General features: G+C 71.7%; 20 protein-coding genes. 8 read left to right on the forward strand and 12 right to left on the reverse strand.

The window, feature by feature from the left end:
• Positions 1–36: 36 nt before the first annotated feature.
• On the reverse strand, positions 37–561 hold the full coding sequence (gene soxR / locus C6Y14_RS36080; protein WP_107021108.1) for a redox-sensitive transcriptional activator SoxR: 525 nt from the start codon (positions 559–561) through the stop codon (positions 37–39).
• Positions 562–690: 129 nt separating this feature from the next.
• Between soxR and C6Y14_RS36085 the strand changes: the two genes are divergently transcribed.
• Entirely contained in the window at positions 691–1,152 is a 462-nt protein-coding gene (locus C6Y14_RS36085; protein WP_107021109.1) for a MaoC family dehydratase, read from the forward strand.
• Positions 1,153–1,629: 477 nt separating this feature from the next.
• On the opposite strand, the gene C6Y14_RS36090 is transcribed toward C6Y14_RS36085, so the two are convergent.
• From C6Y14_RS36090 to C6Y14_RS36100, 3 genes are all read right to left on the reverse strand, one after another.
• Positions 1,630–2,259, reverse strand: a complete 630-nt coding sequence (locus tag C6Y14_RS36090) for a TetR/AcrR family transcriptional regulator (RefSeq protein ID WP_107021110.1) — start codon at positions 2,257–2,259, stop codon at positions 1,630–1,632.
• Between the two features lie 89 nt (positions 2,260–2,348).
• A complete protein-coding gene (locus C6Y14_RS36095) occupies positions 2,349–2,636 on the reverse strand; it encodes a YiaA/YiaB family inner membrane protein (RefSeq protein WP_107021111.1) in 288 nt (95 codons plus the stop codon).
• 80 nt (positions 2,637–2,716) lie between these two features.
• Positions 2,717–3,868, reverse strand: a complete 1,152-nt coding sequence (locus C6Y14_RS36100) for an acyl-CoA dehydrogenase family protein (RefSeq protein ID WP_107021112.1) — start codon at positions 3,866–3,868, stop codon at positions 2,717–2,719.
• 65 nt (positions 3,869–3,933) lie between these two features.
• On the opposite strand from C6Y14_RS36100, the gene C6Y14_RS36105 reads away from it, so the two are divergent.
• From C6Y14_RS36105 to C6Y14_RS36115, 3 genes are all read left to right on the forward strand, one after another.
• Complete coding sequence (locus C6Y14_RS36105; RefSeq protein ID WP_107021113.1) at positions 3,934–4,569, forward strand: TetR/AcrR family transcriptional regulator; 636 nt, start codon at positions 3,934–3,936, stop codon at positions 4,567–4,569.
• 120 nt (positions 4,570–4,689) lie between these two features.
• Positions 4,690–5,412 carry an ArsR/SmtB family transcription factor gene (locus tag C6Y14_RS36110; RefSeq protein WP_107021114.1) on the forward strand — a complete coding sequence of 241 codons (723 nt, stop codon included), beginning with the start codon at positions 4,690–4,692 and terminating at the stop codon, positions 5,410–5,412.
• Between the two features lie 185 nt (positions 5,413–5,597).
• Positions 5,598–6,572 (forward strand): DMT family transporter, encoded by a 975-nt coding sequence (locus tag C6Y14_RS36115; RefSeq protein ID WP_107021115.1) that lies wholly within the window; start codon positions 5,598–5,600, stop codon positions 6,570–6,572.
• Positions 6,573–6,616: 44 nt separating this feature from the next.
• Here the strand turns inward: C6Y14_RS36115 and C6Y14_RS36120 are convergent, their stop codons facing one another.
• The 8 genes from C6Y14_RS36120 to C6Y14_RS36155 form a co-directional block, all read right to left on the reverse strand.
• Complete coding sequence (locus C6Y14_RS36120; protein WP_107021116.1) at positions 6,617–7,699, reverse strand: Zn-dependent alcohol dehydrogenase; 1,083 nt, start codon at positions 7,697–7,699, stop codon at positions 6,617–6,619.
• Positions 7,700–7,760: 61 nt separating this feature from the next.
• Positions 7,761–9,149 (reverse strand): aldehyde dehydrogenase family protein, encoded by a 1,389-nt coding sequence (locus C6Y14_RS36125; protein WP_107021117.1) that lies wholly within the window; start codon positions 9,147–9,149, stop codon positions 7,761–7,763.
• A 435-nt stretch (positions 9,150–9,584) separates the two neighbouring features.
• Positions 9,585–10,931, reverse strand: coding sequence for an ABC transporter ATP-binding protein (locus C6Y14_RS36130; protein WP_107021118.1), 1,347 nt, complete (start codon positions 10,929–10,931; stop codon positions 9,585–9,587).
• Positions 10,932–11,094: 163 nt separating this feature from the next.
• Positions 11,095–12,378: an MFS transporter gene (locus C6Y14_RS36135; protein WP_107021222.1), complete on the reverse strand. Its 1,284-nt coding sequence runs from the start codon at positions 12,376–12,378 to the stop codon at positions 11,095–11,097.
• Between the two features lie 29 nt (positions 12,379–12,407).
• Positions 12,408–13,964 (reverse strand): CitMHS family transporter, encoded by a 1,557-nt coding sequence (locus tag C6Y14_RS36140; RefSeq protein WP_107021119.1) that lies wholly within the window; start codon positions 13,962–13,964, stop codon positions 12,408–12,410.
• A 122-nt stretch (positions 13,965–14,086) separates the two neighbouring features.
• On the reverse strand, positions 14,087–16,348 hold the full coding sequence (locus C6Y14_RS36145) for a molybdopterin oxidoreductase family protein (protein WP_225891452.1): 2,262 nt from the start codon (positions 16,346–16,348) through the stop codon (positions 14,087–14,089).
• 163 nt (positions 16,349–16,511) lie between these two features.
• Entirely contained in the window at positions 16,512–17,132 is a 621-nt protein-coding gene (locus C6Y14_RS36150) for a TetR/AcrR family transcriptional regulator (protein WP_107021121.1), read from the reverse strand.
• A gap of 196 nt (positions 17,133–17,328) precedes the next feature.
• Entirely contained in the window at positions 17,329–17,928 is a 600-nt protein-coding gene (locus C6Y14_RS36155) for a hypothetical protein (protein ID WP_225891453.1), read from the reverse strand.
• Positions 17,929–18,187: 259 nt separating this feature from the next.
• Here C6Y14_RS36155 and hmgA point away from each other — a divergent pair, with 259 nt between their 5' ends.
• The 4 genes from hmgA to C6Y14_RS36175 all read left to right on the forward strand — a co-directional run bounded on the left by hmgA (position 18,188) and on the right by C6Y14_RS36175 (position 23,163).
• Entirely contained in the window at positions 18,188–19,594 is a 1,407-nt protein-coding gene (hmgA, locus tag C6Y14_RS36160) for a homogentisate 1,2-dioxygenase (RefSeq protein WP_107021122.1), read from the forward strand.
• 108 nt (positions 19,595–19,702) lie between these two features.
• Entirely contained in the window at positions 19,703–20,452 is a 750-nt protein-coding gene (locus tag C6Y14_RS36165; RefSeq protein WP_107021123.1) for a GntR family transcriptional regulator, read from the forward strand.
• A 41-nt stretch (positions 20,453–20,493) separates the two neighbouring features.
• Entirely contained in the window at positions 20,494–21,708 is a 1,215-nt protein-coding gene (locus C6Y14_RS36170) for a type ISP restriction/modification enzyme (protein WP_107021124.1), read from the forward strand.
• Positions 21,709–21,966: 258 nt separating this feature from the next.
• Positions 21,967–23,163: a CaiB/BaiF CoA transferase family protein gene (locus C6Y14_RS36175; RefSeq protein ID WP_107021125.1), complete on the forward strand. Its 1,197-nt coding sequence runs from the start codon at positions 21,967–21,969 to the stop codon at positions 23,161–23,163.
• Positions 23,164–23,230 lie beyond the last annotated feature (67 nt).

Here is a 23,230-nt window from a genome sequence, read left to right on the forward strand (position 1 = left end):
CGGGAGCGCCCGGAGTACCAGGGCCCGGGAGCTGTCTCAGCGGCAGCTTCCGGGCTCCGGCCGCTCCTCGGGCTCACGCTCCACGGGGCGGCGTACGCGCTGCCCGCCGCGCTCCACCATGAGGCGGGAGCCGCTCTGCCGCTCGCCGAAGACGTCGTCGGGGTTGGACAGGACGCAGTTCTCCAGGGAGAGGCAACCACAGCCGATGCAGTCCGTGAGGTGATCCCGCAGGCGTCCCAACTGCTTGATGCGCTCGTCGAGTTCGGAACGCCAGGCCTCCGAGAGACGGGCCCAGTCCTCCCGGGTGGGGGTGCGTTCCTCGGGGAGTTCGGCGAGGGCGTCACGGATCGTGGCCAGCGGGATGCCGACGCGCTGCGCGGCCCGTACGAAGGCGACCCGGCGCAGGGCGTCACGGTGGTAGCGGCGCTGGTTGCCCGCGGTGCGGCGGCTGCTGATCAGGCCCTTGGACTCGTAGAAGTGCAGGGCCGAGACGGCGGCTCCGCTGCGGGCCGACAGCTGGCCGACCGTGAGTTCATGGATCTTCTCGGGAATCTGGGGCACCCCTCGAACCCTACCCAGCCCGTCACCCCTGCGGTCCGTTGACAGGGAACCCCGCTGCGACCATGCTAAGCAGTTGCTTAGGAATATTCTCAGAGACGCACGCACGCAGCGACGGGAAAGGCCAGGGACATGGCAGAGCCGAGGATCTTCGCGTCCGCCGACGAACTGAAGGCGGCGGTGGGTGAGCAGTTGGGGTACAGCGACTGGGTGGAGGTCGACCAGAAGCGGATCGATCTGTTCGCCGAGGCGACGGGTGACCACCAGTGGATCCACGTGGACCCGGAGAAAGCGGCGAGCGGCCCCTTCGGGACAACCATCGCGCACGGCTATCTGACACTGTCGCTGCTGCCGTTGTTCGGGCCTCAGCTGATCGCGGTCGAGGGCGTGAAGATGGGCGTCAACTACGGGACGAACAAGGTCCGGTTCCCGGCGCCGGTGCCGGTGGAGTCGCGGCTTCGCGCCACCGCGAAGATCACGGCGGTCGACGAGGTGACGGGTGGGGTGCAGGTGTCTGTCGGCTTCACGGTGGAACGGGAGGGCGGCGAGAAGCCGGTGTGTGTGGCGGAGTCCGTGTCTCGCTACTACTTCTGACCCGGGGGGCGGCGGCGGACGGGGTGGGTACCTGCGGGTCCGGTGGGGGCTGAGCGCGCAGTTCCCCGCGCCCCTAAAGGCGGACGTTGCCTGCGGGCCCGGTGGGGGCTGAGCGCGCAGTTCCCCGCGCCCCTAAAGACGGACGTTTCCTGCGGGTTCGGTGGGGGCTCGTCGCGCAGTTCCTCGCGCCCCTGAAAGCGGACGTTGCCTGCGGGCCCGGTGGGGGCTGAGCGCGCAGTTCCCCGCGCCCCTAAAGGCGGACGTTGTCTGCGGGTTCGGTGGGGGTTGGGCGCGCGGTTTGCCGCGTCTCTGGGCGCGGGTGCCCCTCCGGCCGGGCGTAGCCCGGCGTTGAGGGGCGCGGGGAACTGCGCGGCCGGCCACGACGGGGCCGCAGACGGCGTCTGGTTCTGGGGGCGCGGGGAACTGCGCGATCAGCCACAGCGGGCCCGCAGACAGCCCGGCGACCGGCGGTAGCCCCTAGGGCCGCGGCGCCCCGACCATGCGCAGGACCAGGTCCGCGTACAGGTCGCCGACCATCTCCGGCGTACGGGGACCGTTCACGTTGAACCACCGGGCCACGTCGATGCACAGGGACAGCACGGCAAGCGTGGTACCCGGCACGTCCGGCACGTCGAAGTCCCCCGCAGCCACCCCGTCCTCGATGATCGCGCGCACCTCGGCGTCGACCTGCCGCCGCAGACCGATGATCTCCGCGCGGGCATCGGCACCGAGCGAGTCCAGTTCGTACTGCACGACCCGCGCCGTGGTACGCCCCCCGGCGTGCCAGCGCACGAACGAGCTCACCGCGTCGGCGAGCCGCTCGGCCGGGCTCCCCTCACGCGCGCCCGCGGTCCGCAGGATGTCGAGGGCCTTCTCGTGCCCGATCCTGCTGATCCGGTGGAGCAGTTCTTCTTTGGTCTTGTAGTGGATGTAGAGCGCGGCCGGACTCATCCCCGCCCGGCCGGCGATGTCACGGGTCGTCGTCGCGTGGTACCCGCGCTCGGCGAAGGCCTCCACCGCGGCGACGAGCAGCCGCCTGGCCGCGTCAGGGGTGACCTCGGCCCACGGCTGCAGTTCGCCGCCGGCCGTCTCCTCCGCCGTACTCATCGCTCGTTCGCCCCTTCCAGTGACAGAACGAACACCATACCCCCGATACTGAGCGAGCGCTTAGAGTGCCCGCTCAGAGGCGCACGCCCTCACAGCTTGTCGAAGGGGTCGTGTTCGGCCAGGAGCTTCTCCAGGCGGGCCTGGTCGACGCGGCTGACGATCTGCCCAGCCTCCTGCCGGTCCCGGATCACCTTGGCGAGGGTGAACGCCGAGGTCACGAGGTACAGCACGGCGATCCCGAGGAAGGCGCGCACCCAGGTGTCGGCCTCCAGTTTGAAGATGCCGATGGCGGTGGCGATGATGGCGACGGCGAACGAAAGCACCGCCTGCCCGTAGAACGCGGCGGTGGACTGCTGCTTGACCTGTGTCTCACTCATGCGACCAGAATCGGCGCGGGTGGCCGGAACCACATCCGCGCACGTACTCACGTCAGGTACTCAGAAGGGTGCAGCGGGCCTCAGAAGGCCGAAACCCCGGTCAGCGCGCGGCCGATGACCAGCTTCTGTATCTGGCTGGTGCCTTCGTAGAGCGTCATGACCCGCGCGTCGCGCAGCAGCTTCCCGACGGGGTACTCGTCGATGTAGCCGTAGCCGCCGAAGACCTGGAGCGCGTTGTTCGCGGCGCGCACCGCGGCCTCCGAGGCGAAGAGCTTGGCCTTCGAGGACTCGGTGGCGAACGGCTCCCCGCGGTCGACGAGATCCGCGACCCGCCAGGTGAGCAGCCGGGCCGCGTCGACGTCCACGGCGATGTCGCTGAGGAGTTCCTGGACGAGCTGGTGGCGGGCGATGACCTTGCCGAACTGCTCGCGCTCGGTCGCGTACGTCACGGCGGCGTCCAGTGCGGCCTGGGCGATGCCCACGCAGCCGGCGGCGACCGACATCCGCCCCTTGGCCAGCGCGGACATGGCGACGGAGAAGCCCTTGCCCTCGGGCCCGAGCATCGCCGAGGCAGGTACGCGGACGTCCTCCAGGGTCAGTTCCGCGGTGGCCTGGCCACGCAGTCCGAGCTTGCCGTGGATGGTGCGGCGGGTCAGACCGGGGGTGTCGGTCGGTACGAGGAAGGCCGAGACGCCCTTGTGGCCGGGTGCGTCGGTCGAGCGGGCGAAGAGCAGGACGACGTCCGCCCAGGTGCCGTTGGTGATGAAGGTCTTGCCGCCGTTGATGACATACGCGTCACCGTCGCGCACCGCCTTCGTGGACAGGTTGCCCGCGTCGGAGCCGGTGCCCGGTTCGGTGAGGCCGAAGCAGCCGACGTACCCGCCGGAGGTGAGGCCCGGCAGCCACCGGCGCTTCTGCTCCTCGGTCCCCCAGGACGCGATGGTCTTGGCGACGAGCCCGAGCGAGACCGAGACGATGCCGCGGACCGACGAGTCGCCGCGGCCCAGTTCCTCCGTCACCAGGCAGTACGCGAGGTGGTCACCGCCGGAGCCGCCGTACTCCTCGCCGATGGTGAGGCCGAGGAAGCCGACCTCGCCGAGTTTCTTGACGATCGAGCGGTCGACGTCCTCCGCCCGGTCCCAGGCGATCACGTTCGGGGTGATCTCGCGCGCGACGAAGTCCCTGGCCAGCCGTCGGACGGCGGTCTGCTCCTCGCTGAGTTCCAGGTTCACTGTGATCAACCCCTGCTTTAAATTAGCACTGCTAGTTTCTGGTCCGCAGCCCTACTATGTGGGCCATGGCCCGACCGCGCAAGCCCCTCCTCAGCACCGACCGCATCGTCGCGGCGGCCCGGACCCTGGTGGACGCGGAGGGGCTGGCCGCGGTCTCCACGCGGCGGCTGGCGGCCGAGCTCGGGGTGAGCGGGCCGTCGCTCTACAACCACTTCCGTACGAAGGACCAGATCCTGGAGGCCGTCGCGGACTCCGTGAGCGCACAGGTCGACCTGTCGATGTTCGAGGACGGGCGGGACTGGCGGACCGCGCTGCACGACTGGGCGGTCTCCTACCGGGCCGCTCTGCGCGACCACCCCAACATCGTTCCCGTGCTGGCGCGGGGGCCCGGACGGCGGCCGGCCGGACTGCGGCTCGCGGACGCGGTGTTCGGGGCGATGGTCGCCGCGGGATGGCCCGCGGCGCAGGCGACGTCCATCGGGGCGGTGATGCGGTACTTCGTGATGGGGTCCGCGTTGTCGTCGTTCGCCGGGGGGTTCGTGGACGACGAGACGGCGTACGATCCCGCCGACTATCCGCATCTCGGGCAGGCGCATCTGCTTGCCGAGCAGCAGGAGAAAATCGATGAGCGGGCGTTCGAGACGGGGCTCAGCGCGTTGCTGGAAGGGTTGGCCTCGCAGTATGCGGGGTTGCGAGAGTAGGTGGATCCACGGCTGCGGGCCGGTGGGGGCTGGTCGCGCAGTTCCCCGCGCCCCTAAAGGCTCCCCGCGCCCCTGAAAGCTTCGGCGGTGGCCGAAGTGTGGGGCGCTCATGCTGGGCGTATGACCTCCTCACGCAGCGGGGCGCGTACCGGGGCCGCCGGACTCGCCGCTCTTGCCTCACTCGTCGCCGATGAGACGCGGGCCGGGTTTCTGCTGGCGCTGCTCGACGGGCGGGCCTGGACCGCCGGGGAGCTGGCACGGCATGCCGGGGTTGCCCCTTCGACCACCAGCGAGCACCTGGGCAAGCTGGTCGCGGGCGGGCTGCTCGCCGAGGACCGGCAGGGCCGGCACCGGTACGTACGGCTGGCCGACGCCCGGGTCGCCCAGCTCGTCGAGGACCTGGCCGCCCAGGTCTCACCGGCGGCGACCATGAAACCCCGCACGCTGCGCGAGGCCGGCGCAGGCAGCGCGATGGCCCGGGGCCGCACCTGCTACGACCATCTGGCCGGCCGCCTCGGCATCGCGGTCACCGACGCGCTGACCGGTCTCGGGCTGCTCCGCCAGGACACCGGTTTCGCGCTCACGGACGAGGGCGTGGGCTGGTTCGAGGAGACCGGCATCCCGCTCATACGCACCGGTCGGCGCCCGCTCGCCCGCGCCTGCCTCGACTGGACGGAACGCCGCCCCCACCTGGCGGGCATCGCGGGCGCCGCGCTCTGCCACCACGCCCTGACCGCCAACTGGTGCGTACGCATCGGCTCGGAACGAGCGGTAAAGGTGACGGAGACCGGCGAACAAGCCCTCTCACGACTACTGGGAATCCAGTCAGAAACCCTGCGCTGACCCACCTGCCTCAAGGGACGCGCTGAAGACAGGGGCGCAGCCCCGTCCTTCAGGGGCGCGGGGAACTGCGCGGCCGGCCCCCACCGGCCCGCGGACATCCAACGACGCCACCCCGCATCCCGCAAAGCGCCCCGTCCGAAACCCGCGAGCCCTTTCCCCCCACCCCACCTAACCTCTGGACCGTGATGACATCCCCCGCCGGCCGCAGGCCAGACCCCCTCGCCACCACAGCGGCCGGCGCAACCGTGCTGCTGTGGGCCTCCGCCTTCGTCTCCATCCGCAGCGCCGGCGAGGCCTACTCCCCCGGCGCGCTTGCGCTGGGCCGGCTGCTCGCCGGAGCGCTGGTCCTCGGAGCGATCTGCCTGGTACGCCGGGAAGGACTCCCCGCACGGGCCGCGTGGCCCGGGATCGTGGTGTCCGGGCTGCTCTGGTTCGGCCTGTACATGGTGGTCCTCAACTGGGGCGAGCAGAAGGTCGACGCGGGCACCGCCGCCCTCGTCGTGAACATCGGACCGCTGATCATGGCCCTGCTCGCCGGCTGGCTGCTCAAGGAGGGCCTGCCGTCGCGGCTGCTCGCCGGGATGGCCGTCTCGTTCGTCGGCGCGGCGGTCGTCGGACTGTCCATGTCGGGCGAGGGCGGCGCGTCCGTGCTCGGCGTACTGCTCTGTCTGCTCGCCGCGGTCGCGTACGCGGGCGGTGTGGTCGCCCAGAAACCGGCCCTGCGGCACGGTTCCGCGCTCCAGGTGACGACGTACGGGTGTGTGATCGGCGCGGTGGCCTGTCTGCCGTTCGCCGGGCAGCTGGTCTCCGACGCCCGGGACGCCCCGGTGTCCGCGACCCTCAACATGCTGTATCTGGGCGTCTTCCCGACCGCGCTCGCCTTCACCACGTGGGCGTTCGCATTGGCGCGTACGACGGCGGGGCGGATGGGCGCCACGACGTACGCGGTGCCCGCGCTGGTGGTGCTGATGTCCTGGGTGGCGCTCGACGAGGTGCCGGGCTGGATCACGCTCGTCGGGGGCCTCGTGTGTCTGGCGGGGGTGGCGGTGTCGCGGTCCGGGCCCCGGCCCGGGGCGACCGCGACGACCGCTCCCGGCACGGAAGCTGCCGCCACGGCTGTCGCCGCCGCTCCCGAGCCACGGTCCGACAAGGCCCAGTAAGTACCAGTAAGTACCAATAAGCAAGTGGCCGAGTCTCCGTCTCCCTAGAACATCACCAGCGCCCGTCCGCCCTTGCCCGCCAGCATGTTCTCGAACGCCGACGGGATGCCGTCCAGGGCGATCCGTTCCGTGACGAGGGCGCTCAGGTCCAGTCGTCCCGCCCGCACGTGTTCGGCGAGGATCGGCAGGTCGCGGGCGGGGTCGGAGTTCCCGTACACGCAGCCGGCGAGGGTGCGGCCCCAGTGGAAGATCTCCAGGGCGTTGAAGGTGACCTGCTGGTCCTTGCCGCCGATGCCGACGACCGTCGTACGTCCGCCGCGTCGGGTGGACTCCCACGCGGTACGGATCGTGACGGCGCGGCCCGCGCACTCCACGGCCACGTCCACGCCCTGCTTGCCGGTGAGCCCCCGGATCTCGCGGGCGGTGGTGTCCGAGGCGATCACGTACTCGGTGGCTCCGGCCGCGCGGGCCAGGGACTCCTTCTCCGACGACACGTCCACCGCCACGACGGTGGAGGCACCGGCGATGCGTGCGGCCTGGATCGCCGCGAGTCCCACGCCGCCGACGCCGAAGACCGCGACCGTCTCACCGGGGCGGACCTGGGCGGAGTAGTGCACCGCTCCGTAGCCGGTGAGGACGGCGCAGCCGAGCAGGGCCGCGTCCGCCAGGGGGATACCGGCCGGCGCCGGGAGTACGCAGTCGGCGGCCACCACCGTCTCCTCGGCGAACGCGGCGACGTTCAGGCCGGGGTGGAGATCCGTACCGTCGGAGGAACGGTGGGCGTAGACGTTCGCGGCCCCGGCCAGCGCGTTGGCGCACAGCCACACCTCACCCAGCGTGCAGGCGTGGCAACTCCCGCAGGAGGGGGCCCAGTTGAGGACCACCTCGTCGCCAGGTGCGACGTGGCCGACCCCGGGGCCGACGGAGACGACGGTCCCCGCCCCCTCGTGGCCGAGCACGGCGGGTACGGGCAGCCGCATGGTGCCGTTGGTCAGTGAGAGGTCGGAGTGGCAGACCCCGGCGGCGGCGAGACGGATCCGTACCTGCCCCGGGCCGGGCTCGGGCAGGTCGATCTCAGTGATCTCCAGCGGGGCCCCGACGGCGGGCAGCACAGCGGCGCGGGTCATGAGTACAACGCTCCTAGGACTCTGATCTCTCGAATCTCTGGATCCCTGAATCTCTGAATCTTCAGAACTGGAGGGACTTGGTCTGGAGGTACTCGGACAGTCCGTGCGAGCCGAGTTCGCGGCCGACGCCCGACTGCTTGTAACCGCCGAAGGGCGCCTGGGGGTTGAAGCGTCCGCCGTTGATGTCGACCTGCCCGGTGTCCAGGCGTCGCGCGAAGGCCACGGCCTCCGACTCCTCCCCCGCCCAGACAGCGCCCGCGAGCCCGTACACCGTGCCGTTGGCGATGCGGAGCGCGTCCGCCTCGTCCTCGTACCGGATGATCGACAGGACCGGGCCGAAGATCTCCTCCTGCGCGATCGCCATCTCGGGGGTGACGTCCGCGAAGACGGTCGGGCGGACGAAGTAGCCCTGCTCCTGAGGGGATTCGGGGCCGCCCGCGACCAGTCGGGCGCCGTCGCCGATGCCCTTCTCGATGTAACCCACCACGCGGTCGCGCTGCTTGGCGTTGACGACCGGGCCGATGCGCTCACCGTACTTCGCGGCGGCGTCGGCAGCCAGGGTCACGGCCTCGTCGTACTGGGAGTCGTGGACCAGCATGCGGGTCCAGGCACTGCACGTCTGGCCGGAGTTGGACATCACGTTGGCGACACCGACGTTGACCGCCTTGGCGAGGTCCGCGCTCGGCAGGATGACGTTGGCGGACTTGCCGCCCAGTTCGAGGGCGACGCGCTTGACGGCCGCGCCCGCCGTCGCGCCGATCTGCCGGCCGACGGCCGTGGAGCCCGTGAAGGAGACCAGGTCCACGCCCTCGTGCTCGGCGAGCGCCTGGCCGGCGACCGGGCCCAGGCCGGTGACGAGGTTGAAGACACCGGCCGGGACGCCCGCCTCGTGGACCGCCTCCGCGAAGAGCTGAGCCGTCAGCGGGGTGTCCTCGGCGGGCTTGAGCACGACCGTGCAGCCGGCCGCGAGGGCGGGGGCGACCTTGGCGACGATCTGGTGCAGGGGGTAGTTCCAGGGCGTGATGGCGCCTACGACGCCTACGGGTTCGAGGTAGACGGTGGAGTTTCCGACCTTCTCCTCGAAGGGGTGGGAGGCGGCGAGGTCGGCGTACGAGCCTGCTACCGCGATGGGGGCGCCGACGTGCACGGCCTGGGAGAACTTCAGCGGTGAGCCGAGTTCGGCGGTGACCGTCTCGGCGATCTCGTCCTTGCGGGCGACGAGGACGTCCCTGAGGGCGCCGATGCGGGCGGCCCGCTCGGCGGGCGGGGTGGCGGCCCAGGCCGGGAAGGCTTTGCGGGCGGCGCGGACGGCTGCGTCCACGTCCTCGATCGTGCCGGCCGGGACGTGGGCGATGAGCTGCTCGTCGACCGGGTTCACGACGGCGATCGTGTCCGGGGCCGCTGCGGGGCGCCAGGCGCCGTCGATGTACATGCCGTCGTGTGCCTTCATGGGGTCCTCCCGCGGGTGAGGGTGTCGTCGTCCACGGCCCAACCTAGCGGTCACCTCCGCCACAAACTAGCGGTGTTAGTTTTTAACCACCATGGGCATACGCCGACCGCGCAGTTCCCCGCGCCCCTTGAGGGGTGGGCGCGTGTGCGTCGGGTGCGGGCCCGTCGTGGTTGCCCGCGCCGTTCCCCGCGCCCCTGAGGGGGTGGGGGCCGGTGTGCGTCGTCGAGTGCGGGTGCGTCGGGGTTGCCCGCGCCGTTCCCCGCGCCCCTTGAGGGGTGGGGGTCAGCTTGAGTGGTTGCTCGCGCCTTTAGGGGCGCGGGGAACTGCGCGGCCAGCCACAACGGGGCCGCACTCGACAACGCACGTCAACCCCCACCCACCCCAGGGGCGCGGGGAACGGCGCGACCAGCCACGACGGGCCGGGGGTCTCGCGGTTCAAGCCTCCAGGTCGGGGAGTCGGGACGGCGCCGGGGACACGCGTACGCCGTCATGGTCGAAGACGAACAGGTGCGCGAGATCCACGAGCAGCGGCACCTGCATGCCGGGACGCAACGCATGGTCCGGCGTCGTACGCACGATGAGATCCCCCGGCAGCCGCGCCTCACCCACCGGCGGTCCGGGCTCCGCGTCAGCGGGATGCTCCAGCACCACGACAGGCCCCGCCCGCAACCCTCCGGCCGCCCGCCCCCGCAACCGCAGCCGGTCGAGGACCCCGCCTTCCCGGCGCCGCCGCCCACCCACCCGCTTCACCGGACGCGGCGCCTCCAGATCCGGTACGAGCGCGGGCTGCGAACCGGTGTCCAGGTGCACCAGCACCTCGTGCCCCTGGAACTCCACATGCTCGACCAGCCCGCTGATCGCCACTTCCCCGGGACGCGCCCGCGTCGGCCGCGCCAGGCGTACCGCCTCGGAGCGCAGCCCCACGATGACCTCCCGCCCTTGCTGCACCCGGAGCAGGCGATGGTCCGGGGACAGGGGTTCGGGCAGGACGAGGGCCTGGCGGCCGAGGCCGATCGACATCGCCCCGTCGAGCGGGGCGAGGACGACACCGCGCAGGAGATTGATCCTCGGGGTGCCGATGAACGCGGCGACGAAGACGTTCTCCGGCAGCGCGTAGACCGTACGCGGTGTCCCGAGCTGCTGGAGCACACCACCGCGCAGGACGGCCACCCGGTCCCCGAGCGACATCGCCTCCGCCTGGTCGTGGGTGACGTACAGCGTCGTGACGTCCAGGTCCCGGGTGAGCCGGGCGATCTCGGCCCGCAGATGGCTGCGGAGTTTGGCGTCCAGGTTGGCCAGCGGCTCGTCCATCAGGAAGGCGGAGGGGTGCCGGGCGATCGCGCGGCCCATGGCCACGCGCTGGCGTTCCCCGCCGGAGAGCTGGTGGGGGAAGCGGTCCAGGAGGTCCTCGATGCCGAGCATCCTGGCGGTGGCCTCCACACGCGGACGAGGGTCCCGGCCCGGGTCCTCGATGCGCAGGGGGAAGCCGATGTTCGCGCCGCTGTTCATGGTCGGGTAGAGCGCGTAGTTCTGGAAGACCATCGCCATGTGCCGCTCGGCGGGCGCGAGATGGTTGGCGTACTCCCCGTCGAGCCGCACCTCCCCCTCGGTGGGCTCCTCAAGTCCGGCGATCATCCGCAGTACGGTCGACTTTCCGCAGCCGGAGGGCCCGAGGAGCACCAGGAACTCGCCGGGCTCGATGTCCAGCGACAGCCGCTGCACCACACGGACACCCGGCGTGTAGGACTTGCTGACCTGGTGAAGAGAGACGGCACGTGGCATGAGACGTGACCCCCGGGGGCCCTTGGGGCATCGATGTTCACGATGCTCCGCGGCCGGACGGTTCGGACGGCTCGTACTGGTACGTACGAGACCTGTGAGTCACGGAAGCTAACGGACCGCGCGGGCCCCGGGGAACCCTTTGAACACCTCGAATCGCCGCAACTCAGGCGCCGCCGCGGCCCGTTCGGCGTTTCTCCAGTTCAGGGGAGGGAGTGCTCGCGGCGCGGCCCGCATCCGTTGCGGCCCCGCCCTCGACGGCCCCGGCGTCAACGGCCCCGGGCGCGGTACGGCCCTGTCGCAACCCCAGCCCGGAGGCGATCAGCAGCAGTCCGCCGAGCATCACGAACGGCGCGGCCACGCCCGCGACTCCCGCGATCAGGCCCGCGGTGGCGGGCGCGGCGACCTGCCCGAGCCGGTTGCCGGTCAGCCGCAGGGCCAGGGCGGTGGAGCGGGCCCCGTCCGGAGCGGCCTGGACGACCGTGGTCATCGACAGGGGCTGGCCGACGCCCAGGCAGAAGCCGAGCGCGGCGAGGATCACGGCTAGCGCCCAGACCGGCACGGGCAGGGCGATCCCGGCGCACAGCAGGGCCGCGAGCAGACAGGTCGTGGTGAGCAGCGCGGCCCGGCCGAGCAGCCGCAGCATGGGCGTCATCACCAGCCGGCAGGCGATGGTCGCCGCCGCGCGCAGGCTGAGCAGCAGGCCGATCACGGAGGGCGCGATGCCCCGGTGCTCGCCGACCACCGGCAGGTACGCGGTGAGGATGTCCGTCGCGGAGAGCACGGCGAGGCTGATGAAGATGCCCGCGGGTACGCCCCGGGTCCGCAGGATGCGGTGCACGGGCACGCGTCCACCCGGTCCCGTACGGGACATGGACGGCGTACGGTCCTCGATGCGCCACAGGGAGACGAACGAGAACGCGGCGACGCCGCCCGCGACCAGCAGGGCGAGGGCGCTGGTGCCCGCCATGTCGGGGCCGCCGATCAGGGCGCCGGCGGCGATCGGTCCGACGAGCTGGCCGAGCGAGGCGCCGATGGTGAAGTGGCCGAAGTTGCGGTCCTGTTCGTGCGGCGCGGACTGGCGGGCCACGAGCGACTGGGCGCCGATCACGAAGGAGAGGTGCCCGAGGCCCATCACTCCGCTCCAGGCCGCCATCGCGGTGAGGGAGTCCGCCGTACCGCTGAGGGCGCAGCCGCCTGCGATGAGGACCACGCCCACGGGCAGCAGCGGGGCGCACCGGCCGTGGTCGGTCCTGCGGCCGAGCGGTACGGCGGCGAAGAGCGGCAGCAGCGCGTACACCCCGGCGATCACACCGATCGCGCGCTCGTCGGCGCCCAGCGCGAGGGCCCGGTAGGAGACGGCGGGCCGTGCCATGGACACCGCCCCCTGCGCGAAGCTGAAGGCGATGACCAGGCGGAGCAGCCAGCCGCGGTTCGCACCGGGCCTCACAGTGACGTTCTTCATCGGACAGCCATGGCTCAGATGATGCCGAACAGGATTCCGGACCCGAGCACTACGAGTGAGGTGAGGGCGGCCCACTTGACCACGAACTTGGTGTGGTCGCCGAAGTCGACCTTGGCCATGCCCACCAGCACGTACACGGCCGGGACCAGCGGGCTCGACATGTGCAGCGGCTGGCCCACGAGGGAGGCGCGGGCGATCTCCAGCGACGAGACGCCGTGCGCGTTACCGGCCTCGGCGAGGACCGGCAGGACGCCGAAGTAGAAGCCGTCGTTCGACATGAAGTAGGTGAGCGGCAGGCTCAGGGCGCCGGTGACGACGGCCATGTGCGGGCCCATGCCGTCGGGGATGCCGTCGACGAGCCACTTGGCCATGGAGTCGACCATGCCGGTGCCCTGGAGGACGCCGGTGAAGACGGCGGCGGCGAAGACCATGCCGGAGACGTTGAGGACGTTGTCGGCGTGCGCGGCGAGCCGTTCGCGCTGGTCCGGGATGTTCGGGAAGTTGACGGTCAGGGCGAGTGCCGCGGCGAGCAGGAACAGGACCGGGATCGGCAGCAGTTCCATGATCATGGCGGTGAGCAGGACGGCCGTGAGCAGCGCGTTGAACCAGTACAGCTTGGGACGCAGGGTCGCGCGGTTGGGGTCGAGACCCTGGAGACGTACGTCGTCCACGTCGTCCACGTCGTCCTCCCCGGCTCCGCCGCCGGAGCCGGCCGAGGCGTCCGCGTCGGTACCGGAGCCGGTGCCGGTGCCGGTGCCGGTGCCCGATCCGCCCGTGGTCTTGGCGAAGCGCACCTTGCCGTCACCAGAGGCACCAGAGGCACTGGAGCCATCGGAGGCACCGGAGGCACCTGCGGCACCCGCACCGACGAGCACCGTCTCGGTCTCCCGCAGCTCCTCCTCCTCCTGCGCCTCGCCCTTCTCCTTCTCCTTCTCCAGGACGTCGGCCAGGCTCAGCACACCGAGGCGCTTGCGCTCGCGCAGGCCGAGGACGTACGCGAGGCCGATGACGGCGACCAGGCCGACGGCGAGCGCCGGGATCATCGGGACGAAGATGTCGCCGGCGTCGAGCTTGAGCGCGGTGGCGGCGCGGGCGGTCGGGCCGCCCCAGGGCAGGGTGTTCATCACGCCGTTGGCGGTGGCGGCGACACCGGTCATCACCACGAGGCTCATCTTGAGGCGCTTGTACAGCGGGTACATCGCCGAGACCGTGATCATGAAGGTGGTCGAGCCGTCCCCGTCCAGGGAGACGATCGCGGCGAGCAGGGCCGTACCGACGACGATGCGCATCGGGTCGGCCTTGCAGAACTTGAGGATGCCCCGGACGACCGGATCGAAGAGGCCGACGTCGATCATGACGCCGAAGTACACGATGGCGAACATCAGCATCGCGGCGGTGGGCGCGAGGGTGCCCACCCCTTCGATGACGTAGTCGCCGAGGTGGGCGCCTTTTCCGACGAACACACAGAAGAGTGCCGGGATCAGCACCAGCGCCGCGATCGGCGACATCTTCTTCATCATGATCAGGACCAGGAAGGTCGCGATCATGGTGAAGCCGAGGATGGTCAGCATGAGTGGATACCTAACGTTCGCCCTTGAACTCCCACCAGGGACGGCGGTTCGAGTGACGTTAGGTCGGGCCGACAAGCCTTAACAAGATGTTGACACGAGAGCAATAAGCGCAAAACTCCTGGTCACGGCGTTGTGCCTGTGGGCGCTACGTCGATGGGTACGCCATTGAGCACGGCCGTGCCGGACAACGGGTCGAGCAGACTGCCGTCCAGGAGCTGGTTGACGTTGACGCCGGGGTCCGCGGTGGCGTGCCGCAGCCGGGTGCCGGGCCTGTCGTGTCCCCAGCCGTGCGGCAGGCTCACGACGCCGCGTCGTACGGAGTCGTTGACCTCTGCGGGGGCGACGACCTCTCCTCCGGCGCCCTTCACGCGCACGGGTGCCCCGTCGGTGACGCCGAGGCGTCCGGCGTCGTCGGGGTGGATGTGCAGCGTGCAGCGGTTGGTGCCACCGGTGAGGGCGGGGATGTTGTGCATCCAGCTGTTGTTGGAGCGCAGATGGCGGCGGCCGACCAGCACGAGGCCATCGGGACGCTGCCGCAGGGCGTCCCTGAGCCGCGGGAGGTCGTCGGCGAGGGGCTGAGGAAGCAGTTCGACGAGTCCGCTGCGGGTCTTGAGGGGGCCGGGGAGGCGCGACCGGAGCGGCCCGAGGTCGATGCCGTGCGGCGAGGCCAGCAGCTTCTTCAGGCTCAGGCCGTCGGGGCGGGCGCCGAATCCGTCGCCGTACGGGCCCAGGCGCAGCATCAGGTCGAGGCGGCGCTCGGGGCCGGTGTCACCGGTGAGGGCGGCGGCGAGTTCGCGGGGGTCACGGCCGTGCACCGGGGAGTGTGCTTCCTTGACCGCCTTGGCGAGGGTCTGGTCGATGACCAGGGTGTCGACGGCGGAGGGGTCGGCGCCGTGCATGCCGGTCGCGGCGAGGACGAGCCGGGCGAGGATCTCCGTCTCGGCCATCCTGCCGGGTTCCAGGGGGACGGCGGCCCGGGTGTAACGGACCTGGTTGCGTACGGCGAGGGTGTTGAAGGCGAAGTCGTGGTGCGGGCTCTGCGAGGGCGGGGGCGGCGGCAGCACGACGTGGGCGTGGCGCGAGGTCTCGTTCAGGTACGGGTCGACGCTGACCATGAAGTCGAGCGAGTCGAGGGCCTTGTCGAGGCGGTCGCCGTCGGGGGCGGAGAGCACCGGGTTGGCGGCGATGACGACGAGGGCGCGGATCGGCTCGCCCTCGGTCGTCGCGGTGTCGATCTCCTCGGCGAGCGCGGCGAGCGGCAGTTCGCCCTTGGCCTCCGGGTGACGGCTGACGCGGCTGTGCCAGCGGCCGAGCGCGAAGCCGCGGCCAGGTCCCGCGGGGCGGGGTGTGCGGTCGGTGGCGGCCTGCGGGAAGAGGGCGCCGCCGGGCCGGTCGAGGTTGCCGGTGAGGATGTTGAGGACGTCGACCAGCCAGCTGGCGAGGGTGCCGTGCGGGACGGTGCAGCTGCCGATGCGGCCGTACACGGCGGCGGTGGGCGCGGCGGCGAGTTCACGGGCGAGCGCACGGATGGTGTCGGCGTCGACGTCGCAGGCCCCGGCGGCGGCCTCGGGCGTGAAGTCGCTTACGGCGTCGCGCAGTTCGTCGTATCCCTGGACCAGCTCGCTCAACTCACCGAGGTCGGTGAGCCGCTCGTCGAAGAGGACATGTGCCATGGCCGCGAGCAGCAGGGCGTCGGTGCCGGGGCGGACGGCCACGTGCCGGTCGGCGAGTTTGGCGGTGCGGGTGCGGCGGGGGTCGATGACCGTGAGGGTGCCGCCGCGCGCCTTGAGGGCCTTGAGTTTGCCGGGGAAGTCGGGTGCGGTGCACAGACTTCCGTTGGACTCCAGGGGGTTGGCGCCGATCAGCAGCAGGTGGTCGGTGTGGTCGAGGTCGGGTACGGGGATCGCGTTGGCGTCGCCGTAGAGGAGACCGCTGGAGACGTGCTTGGGCATCTGGTCGACGGTGGACGCGGTGAACACGCTGTGCGTGCCGAGTCCGGAGAGCAGGACGGCCGGGTAGAGGGCGCCTGCCATGGTGTGCACGTTCGGGTTGCCGAGGACGGCTCCGACGGAGTGCGGCCCGTACCGCTCGACGACCGGTCGCAGTCCGGCGGCGACCGCGTCGAAGGCCTCCTCCCAGGTGGCTTCGCGCAGTTCGCCGTCCTCGCGTACGAGGGGGGTGCGCAGGCGGTCCGGGTCACCGTCGGCGGCCCCGAACGACGCTCCCTTCGGGCAGATGAACCCCTGGCTGAACACATCGTCGCGGTCCCCGCGCGCGCTGGTCACCCGGGTCCCCTCGATGGTGAGCGTCAGCCCGCAGGTGGCCTCGCAGAGCGGGCAGATACGCAGGGCCGTACGGGAGTGGGAGCCGGCGGTGGTGGACACGGGTCCTCCGAGGAGATGGCGACATCGATGGCGCACTGACTCTGACCTGACCGGGCCGAGCATACCGACCGGTATGGACGGTGGGGAGGGGGTGCGGGACGCGGATGTCGGCGCATCCCGGAACCGGCGGCAGGGCGGGCTTCCGTCGCCGCCGCACGGTCGGTCAGTCGAGCGAGCGCGAGAGATACGCCCGGAGCAGTTCCCGTGTCTCGTCGATGACCCGTTCGTCGCCCGCCGGGTCGAGGCGGAAGGCGAGCTGGACGAGGGTGTCGGCGGCCTCGACGGCGATGAGGAAGATACGCCGGAGGTCGTCGTCGGGGGCGCGGTCGAGATACCCGGAGAGCATGTCGGTCAGCCGGTCGGCGACGCGGGTGTTGGGCTCGGCGTCACGGGTGCCGACGGGTATCTGGTTGCCGAAGTCGACGAGGGAGAAGCCGGGCGCGGTGCGCTTCATGGCGAGGTACTCGTCGAGGACCGCGTCCATGGCCACCCGCCAGCCCGCTCCGCCGCCGGTCCTCCGGAGGCTCTGGGTGACACGGTCGGTGTAGATGTCGAGGTTGCGCTGGGCGAGCGCGTCGACCATGGCCCGCTTGTTGCCGAAGAACCGGTAGACGGACCCGATGGGCACTCCGGCGCGCAGGGCGACCGCGCGGGTGCTCAGGGCGTCGTAGCCGACCTCGTCCAGGAGGTCGGCGCAGGCGTCGAGGATACGGGTGAGTCGTTCGGCGCTACGGCGCTGGACGGGCGCACGGCGCAGCGAGGTCGCAGGGGGCACGGGCTTCATGATGCCTTTCCGCCGGGTTCCGGTGAACCTTGCCCTTGGGTACGAAGTGGGTGCCCGTACCACTCATCCACCGCCGCACGCGGCCGGCCTCGGGCGCACGGCCGGCCGCGGGCGCGCTGCGGTGGGGGCGCGCGGGGGACGGCGCCGGTCGCGGGGAGTGCGGCGCGTGCGGCGCGTGCGGCGCCGGCTTCGGGACTCAGCCGTCCGTCGGGGGTGCCGAGAGCTCCGGGCCGTCGGGGGACGGCGTCCGGTGCGAGGTCGGTGTGGGACCCGGGTCCGACACCGTGATGTCCGCAGTGCCGGCGACCGGGTCCCCGTCCACGGCCCAGACCGTGTCGTCGTCGGCGTGCAGGCGCACCGTCACCCGGTGGGTGCCGCGCGGGACGACGTCGGCCGGGAGGTGGTGGGTTGTGCCCCGGAGGAGGGACAGGGGGCGGTCGTCCAGCCGGAGCAGCGCGTAACCGCGGCCCGGTTCGGCCTTCTTCCGTGTGCCGGCCGGCGAGAAACGGAAGTCGTGGACCGTCAGCCGGACGTCCCAGCCGGCGTCGGCGCCGTCCGAGCCTGCGTCCACCGCGGGCTGTATCTCGACCTCGACCTCGGGTGCGCTCTTCTTGTCGATCTCACGGTAGTGCCGCCCCTCCTCGTCCGTGTCCTTCAGCACCCTGCCCACCGGTGACGGTCTGACCTCGTCGTCCTCGCGCGCGCCGTCGGACCCGCAGCCCGTCGCTCCGACGAGCAGAGCACCGAACAGGGCACAGACCGCGAGCGCGGTGAGGAATGCGCGCGTCCACGACATGCCGGGAGGTTAGAGCACCGCTCCGACAGCCGGATCCCCCTGGAGTCGGGTTCTTGGGCCCAGTCGGGGCTTCTTGGGCCCAGTCGGGGCTTCTTGGACCGAGTCGGGTCTTAAAGCGCCGGCTCCTGGCCAAACGCCACCTCCGTGGGTCTGGCGCGAACCCGCCGTCCCGCGCCGGGCCCCGGCCCCTCCCTCTTGCGCACCGATTCACCGAATCCTACGGTGTTGCATAGGAATCAGAACGAGGGAGCGATCACTCATGAGCGGGGACGCGCGCACCAGCGCAACGGCACTGCGGAAGACCGCCGAGGCGCTGACGTATCTCTCGGGGTTCGGCAACGAACACAGTTCGGAGGCGGTCCCGGGCGCCCTCCCGCACGGCCGCAACTCACCGCAGCGGGTCCCGCTCGGGCTGTACGCGGAGCAGCTGAGCGGTTCGGCGTTCACCGAGCCGCGGGCGCACAACCGCCGCTCGTGGCTGTACCGCATCCGCCCGTCGGCCGCGCACCCCGACTTCACCCGCACCGACAACGGCACCCTGCGCTCGGCCCCCTTCACCGAGTCGGTGCCGGACCCGAACAGGCTGCGCTGGAACCCCCTCCCGGAGCCGGCACCGGGCACCGACTTCCTGGCGGGCCTGTGGACCCTCGGCGGCAACGGCGACGCCACCCGGCGCACCGGCATGGCCGTGCACCTGTATCACGCCAACTCCTCCATGCGGCGGGTCTTCAGCGACGCCGACGGCGAGCTGCTGATCGTGCCCGAGCACGGCGGGCTGCTCCTGCGCACCGAGTTCGGGCTGCTGCATGTGGAGCCAGGACATGTGGCGCTGATTCCCCGTGGGGTCCGCTTCCGTGTGGAGCTGCTGGGTGACGCCTCCGACGACGACGGGCGGACCACACACCCGACCGCCCGGGGTTATGTGTGTGAGAACTATGGGGCGCCCTTCCAGCTCCCCGATCTCGGTCCGATCGGCGCCAACGGTCTCGCCAACCCCCGGGACTTCCGCGCACCGGTCGCCGCGTACGAGGACGAGGAGGGCGACGGGCACGGAGGGAACACAGCGGCGGGGCCCGTGGAAGTGGTCAACAAGTTCTGCGGCAACCTCTGGACCGCGATGTACGACCACTCGCCGCTGGATGTCGTCGCCTGGCACGGCAACCATGTGCCGTACACCTACGATCTGCGCCTTTTCAATGTGCTCGGCACCATCAGCTACGACCATCCCGACCCGTCCATCTTCACCGTGCTGACGTCACCGTCCGACACCCCGGGCCTCGCGGGAGTGGACTTCGTGGTCTTCGCGCCGCGCTGGCTGGTGGGAGAGGACACCTTCCGGCCGCCCTACTTCCACCGGAACGTGATGAGCGAGTACATGGGGCTCATCGAGGGCGCGTACGACGCGAAGGCGGAGGGTTTCGTGCCGGGCGGCGGTTCGCTGCACAACATGATGTCCGCGCACGGCCCCGACCGGGAGACCTTCGAGCGGGCCAGCGCCGCCGAACTGCGTCCGCAGAAGATCGACGACGGTCTCGCCTTCATGTTCGAGACACGCTGGCCGGTCACCGCCACCGCGCAGGCCGCCCACGCCGAGCACCTGCAGGCCTCGTACGACGACGTGTGGCAGGGCCTTGAGCGGCACTTCCGGGCGGGCGGGCGGCCGTGACGGCACACGGCTCACGCGGGCCCTGCCCGACCGCCGCTCGTGGCCGCCGTGGCCGCCCGTCGTGAACGCCCGTTGCAACCGACGCCCGCGACCGGTACGGATACCCTCGTGACCTCCTTCGCGCCGGACTCCATCGTCCTGAACCGCAAGCTGCCGCTCTGGTATCAGGTGTCGCAGTCCCTGCGCGCCTCGATACTCGGGCGGTCCGCGCAGGACCCACTGCGCCTGCCCACCGAGGAACGGCTGGCGGAGCACTACGGGGTGAGTGTGCTGACCATGCGGCAGGCGCTCAAGGAGCTGGAGGACGAGGGGCTCATCACCCGGCACCGCAGACGCGGCACGTTCATCGAGCCGAGCGCCCTGCGGGGAGCGCCGGTCCGCCTCCTCGGCTCGGTGGACGCCATCGTGGCCCAGCAGTCCGGCATGACCACGGAACTGCTCGACCACGGCAGCGAGCCCGTGTCCGGCGAACTCTCCGCGTACTTCCCGGATCTGGCGGAGGTGGCCACGTACCACCGGCTGCGCAGCGACGAGAAGACCGGTGAACCGACCAACCACGCGCGCAACTACGTGCGGCCGGAGCTGGCGGCCCTGTTCGATCCGGAGGATCTGGTCCGCTGGCCCATGACCAAGGTCCTGCGGGATGTCGCGGGGGCGCGGATCGGCCAGATCACCGACACCGTCGAGGCGCGGCTCGCCGACCCGGAGACCGCTCGGCTGCTCCAGGTCCCGCTGCTGAGCCCGATCCTGCACTACACGGGCGTCGTGCACGGCGCGGACGGCCGGGCGCTGGACGTGGTCCGCATCCACTACCGGGGCGACCGTTTCTCGTTCACCGTCACCCTCGACGCCCACTGACCGTGCGGGACCCGGCCGCCGCCGACGGGCCACGTCGTACGATGCCGAGCGTGACGCACGACGACGCTCCGCTGCTCGCGGACCTCATGCCGTGGTCCGTCGCACCTCCCCGGCTGGGCCGGGCGTGGCCGGCGGCGCCCGACCCGGCGTCCCTGAAAGCACGGTGGGACGCCCTGGTGAAGGCCGAGGGGCCCGACCGGGAGGCGCTGTTCGGCGCCACCCGCGCGCGGACCCTGCACTCGGCCGTGGGGCAGCTGCCCGGCCAGGCCTCCGGTACGGGCCGGCTGGCGCGCGCCTCGGGCCCGTGCGCGGAGCCGGTCCGGATCCAGACCGGCCCGTTCGACGAGCAGTGGCTGATCCCCGACCACCGGCTGATCGACGCGGCGCGCCCCGAGCTGTGGCGGGTGGCCGACGAGCACCAGGTGTTCGCGGTCGAACAGCCGCCCTCGCCCGACGGACCGGCACTCCTGGTCGCGTCGGTGCTGCCGATGGTCCCGCCGCAGCCGAAGTCCCCCGGGGCGAAGGCGGCCGCCGTCGCCCGCCCCGGCCGCGTGCGTCCCCTGTACCGGCGCCCCGGTGGCCTCGAACCGAACCTGACCCCGGGCCTGCCGGACCTCCTGGCCGACCGCCTCGGCCACTCACCCGCCCCGCTCGACATCCTCGCCTGGACGGTCGCGGTCGCCCGCCGGGGCCCGCGCGGGGTGACCGTCCCGCTCACCACGGACCCCGAACTGTGGTCAGTGGGTACGGATTTGGGTCACCGCATGCTGCGGCTGATGCGCCGCGACGGGGAACGCCCCAAACTCCCCGGCGGCCGACGCCCCTACGTACGGGCCCCGCTGCCGCCCTTCCCGGCCGAACCGCGCTACGACCGCGAGGAGGAGACCCTCCACCTCGACGAGGGCCGCATCTCCCCCGTCCCGCCCGCGGCCTGGGACTTCGAGGTCGGCGGCGTCCGCGTCCTGGACCAGTGGTTCGGCAGCCGGATCACCCACCCCGAGCCCGGCACGCTGGAGGCCGTCCGCCCCCCGACCTGGCCCCAGCCCTGGACCACCGACCTCCTGGAACTGGTGACAGTCCTCACCCTGCTGTCCGAACTGCGTACACAGCAGCAGGAGTTGCCGATCAAGTCCCTCATCACCACGGCGGACCTGCACAAGGCGGGCATCCTCCCACCCCCCACCCCCGCGCAGGCTCCAGCCTCGGTGCTGACCCACGAGGAGGAGGGCCCGGAGGGCCAGTTCACCCTGCTGTAACCCCTTGGCCCCAAAGGGGCGCGGGGAACGGCGCGGTCTTTCGCCTTCAGGGCCGCGGGGAACTGCGCGACCAGCCACGACGCACCCGCAGCCGACAAACCCACCCGCCGCCCCCACCCCCGGGGCGCAGCCCCGCCTCGGAGGGGCGCGGGGAACTGCGCGACCGGCCCCCACGGGCCTGCAGCCGTCCAACCGACCGCCGCCCCGCCCCTCGGCCCCTGCATGACAAAGCCCTGGCCCGCAGGCCATGATCCCCGCATGGAGTCGCAGCCCCTGCCCCTGGAGGGCATCACCGTCGTCGCCGTCGAGCAGGCCGTCGCCGCGCCCTTCGCCACCCGGCAGCTCGCCGATCTGGGGGCGCGGGTCATCAAGGTCGAGCGCCTGGACGGCGGCGACTTCGCGCGCGGCTACGACACCGCGGCGAGCGGGCTCGCCTCGCACTTCGTGTGGTGCAACCGCGGCAAGGAATCCGTCGCCCTCGACCTGAAGGACCCGCGCGGACTCGACGTGGTGCGCCGCCTGATCGCCGACGCCGACGTCTTCGTACAGAACCTCGCCCACGGCGCCGCCGCGCGGCTCGGTCTCGACGCGGCGACCCTGTGCGCCGCGCACCCGCGGCTGATCGCCGTGGACATCTCGGGTTACGGGCCCTCGGGTCCGTACGCCGACAAGCGGGCGTACGACATGCTCGTGCAGTGCGAGGCGGGGCTCGTGTCCGTGACCGGGACGGCCGGGCAGCCGGTCAAGGCGGGCATTCCGGCGGCCGACATCGCCGCGGCGATGTACGCGTTCTCGGGGGTGCTCGCGGCGCTGGTGCGGCGTGGGACGACGGGCCGCGGCGGACCGGTGGAGGTGGCGATGCTGGACGCGCTGGCCGAGTGGATGGGGCATCCGCTGCACCATGCGATGCACGGAGGAACTCCCCCGGCGCGCACCGGGCTCGCGCACGCCGTCATCGCCCCGTACGACGGCTATCGGACGGGTGACGGTGGGCGGGTGCTGTTGTCGGTGCAGAACGACCGGGAGTGGTGCCGCCTCGCCGAACACGTGCTGGAGCGGCCGGAGCTGGCCCACGATCCGGCGTACGCGACGAACGCGGCCCGGGTCGAGAACCGGGACCGTACCGATGGACTGGTCGTCACGGCACTCGCGGGGCTCACCGCGGAGGAGGCGGTGGCGCGGCTTGAGGCGGCCGGGATCGCCTGCGCGCTGCTGAGGGACGTGTCGGACGTGGCGGAGCATCCGCAGCTGGCGGCCAGGGACCGGTGGCGGGACGTCCGGTCGCCGGTCGGGCCGCTGCGGGCTCTGCTGCCGCCGATCACTCTGCCGGGCGGGGAGGCGGCGAGGATGGGGCCCGTACCCGCACTCGGGGAACACACCGAGGCGGTGCTGCGTGCCGTGGGGATGACGGGCGATGAGATCGCAGCACTGCGCCGGGACGGTGTGTCCGCCTGAGCGCGGGTCGGAATTCTTCTGGTCCTGCTGATTCTTCTGGTGCAGCTGGTGCTACTGATGCTGCTGA

The organism is Streptomyces dioscori (genome assembly GCF_003024195.1).
Lineage (GTDB): Bacteria > Actinomycetota > Actinomycetes > Streptomycetales > Streptomycetaceae > Streptomyces > Streptomyces dioscori.

Bases quoted from the DNA above. Each gene is read 5' to 3' on its own strand.
- C6Y14_RS36085 (WP_107021109.1), top strand. From the start codon at position 691: ATGGCAGAGCCGAGGATCTTCGCGTCCGCCGACGAACTGAAGGCGGCG.
- C6Y14_RS36090 (WP_107021110.1), bottom strand. From the start codon at position 2,259: ATGAGTACGGCGGAGGAGACGGCCGGCGGCGAACTGCAGCCGTGGGCC.
- C6Y14_RS36095 (WP_107021111.1), bottom strand. From the start codon at position 2,636: ATGAGTGAGACACAGGTCAAGCAGCAGTCCACCGCCGCGTTCTACGGG.
- C6Y14_RS36105 (WP_107021113.1), top strand. From the start codon at position 3,934: ATGGCCCGACCGCGCAAGCCCCTCCTCAGCACCGACCGCATCGTCGCG.
- C6Y14_RS36110 (WP_107021114.1), top strand. From the start codon at position 4,690: ATGACCTCCTCACGCAGCGGGGCGCGTACCGGGGCCGCCGGACTCGCC.
- C6Y14_RS36115 (WP_107021115.1), top strand. From the start codon at position 5,598: ATGACATCCCCCGCCGGCCGCAGGCCAGACCCCCTCGCCACCACAGCG.
- C6Y14_RS36120 (WP_107021116.1), bottom strand. From the start codon at position 7,699: ATGACCCGCGCCGCTGTGCTGCCCGCCGTCGGGGCCCCGCTGGAGATC.
- C6Y14_RS36125 (WP_107021117.1), bottom strand. From the start codon at position 9,149: ATGAAGGCACACGACGGCATGTACATCGACGGCGCCTGGCGCCCCGCA.
- C6Y14_RS36130 (WP_107021118.1), bottom strand. From the start codon at position 10,931: ATGCCACGTGCCGTCTCTCTTCACCAGGTCAGCAAGTCCTACACGCCG.
- C6Y14_RS36140 (WP_107021119.1), bottom strand. From the start codon at position 13,964: ATGCTGACCATCCTCGGCTTCACCATGATCGCGACCTTCCTGGTCCTG.
- C6Y14_RS36150 (WP_107021121.1), bottom strand. From the start codon at position 17,132: ATGAAGCCCGTGCCCCCTGCGACCTCGCTGCGCCGTGCGCCCGTCCAG.
- C6Y14_RS36155 (WP_225891453.1), bottom strand. From the start codon at position 17,928: ATGTCGTGGACGCGCGCATTCCTCACCGCGCTCGCGGTCTGTGCCCTG.
- hmgA (WP_107021122.1), top strand. From the start codon at position 18,188: ATGAGCGGGGACGCGCGCACCAGCGCAACGGCACTGCGGAAGACCGCC.
- C6Y14_RS36170 (WP_107021124.1), top strand. From the start codon at position 20,494: ATGCCGAGCGTGACGCACGACGACGCTCCGCTGCTCGCGGACCTCATG.
- C6Y14_RS36175 (WP_107021125.1), top strand. From the start codon at position 21,967: ATGGAGTCGCAGCCCCTGCCCCTGGAGGGCATCACCGTCGTCGCCGTC.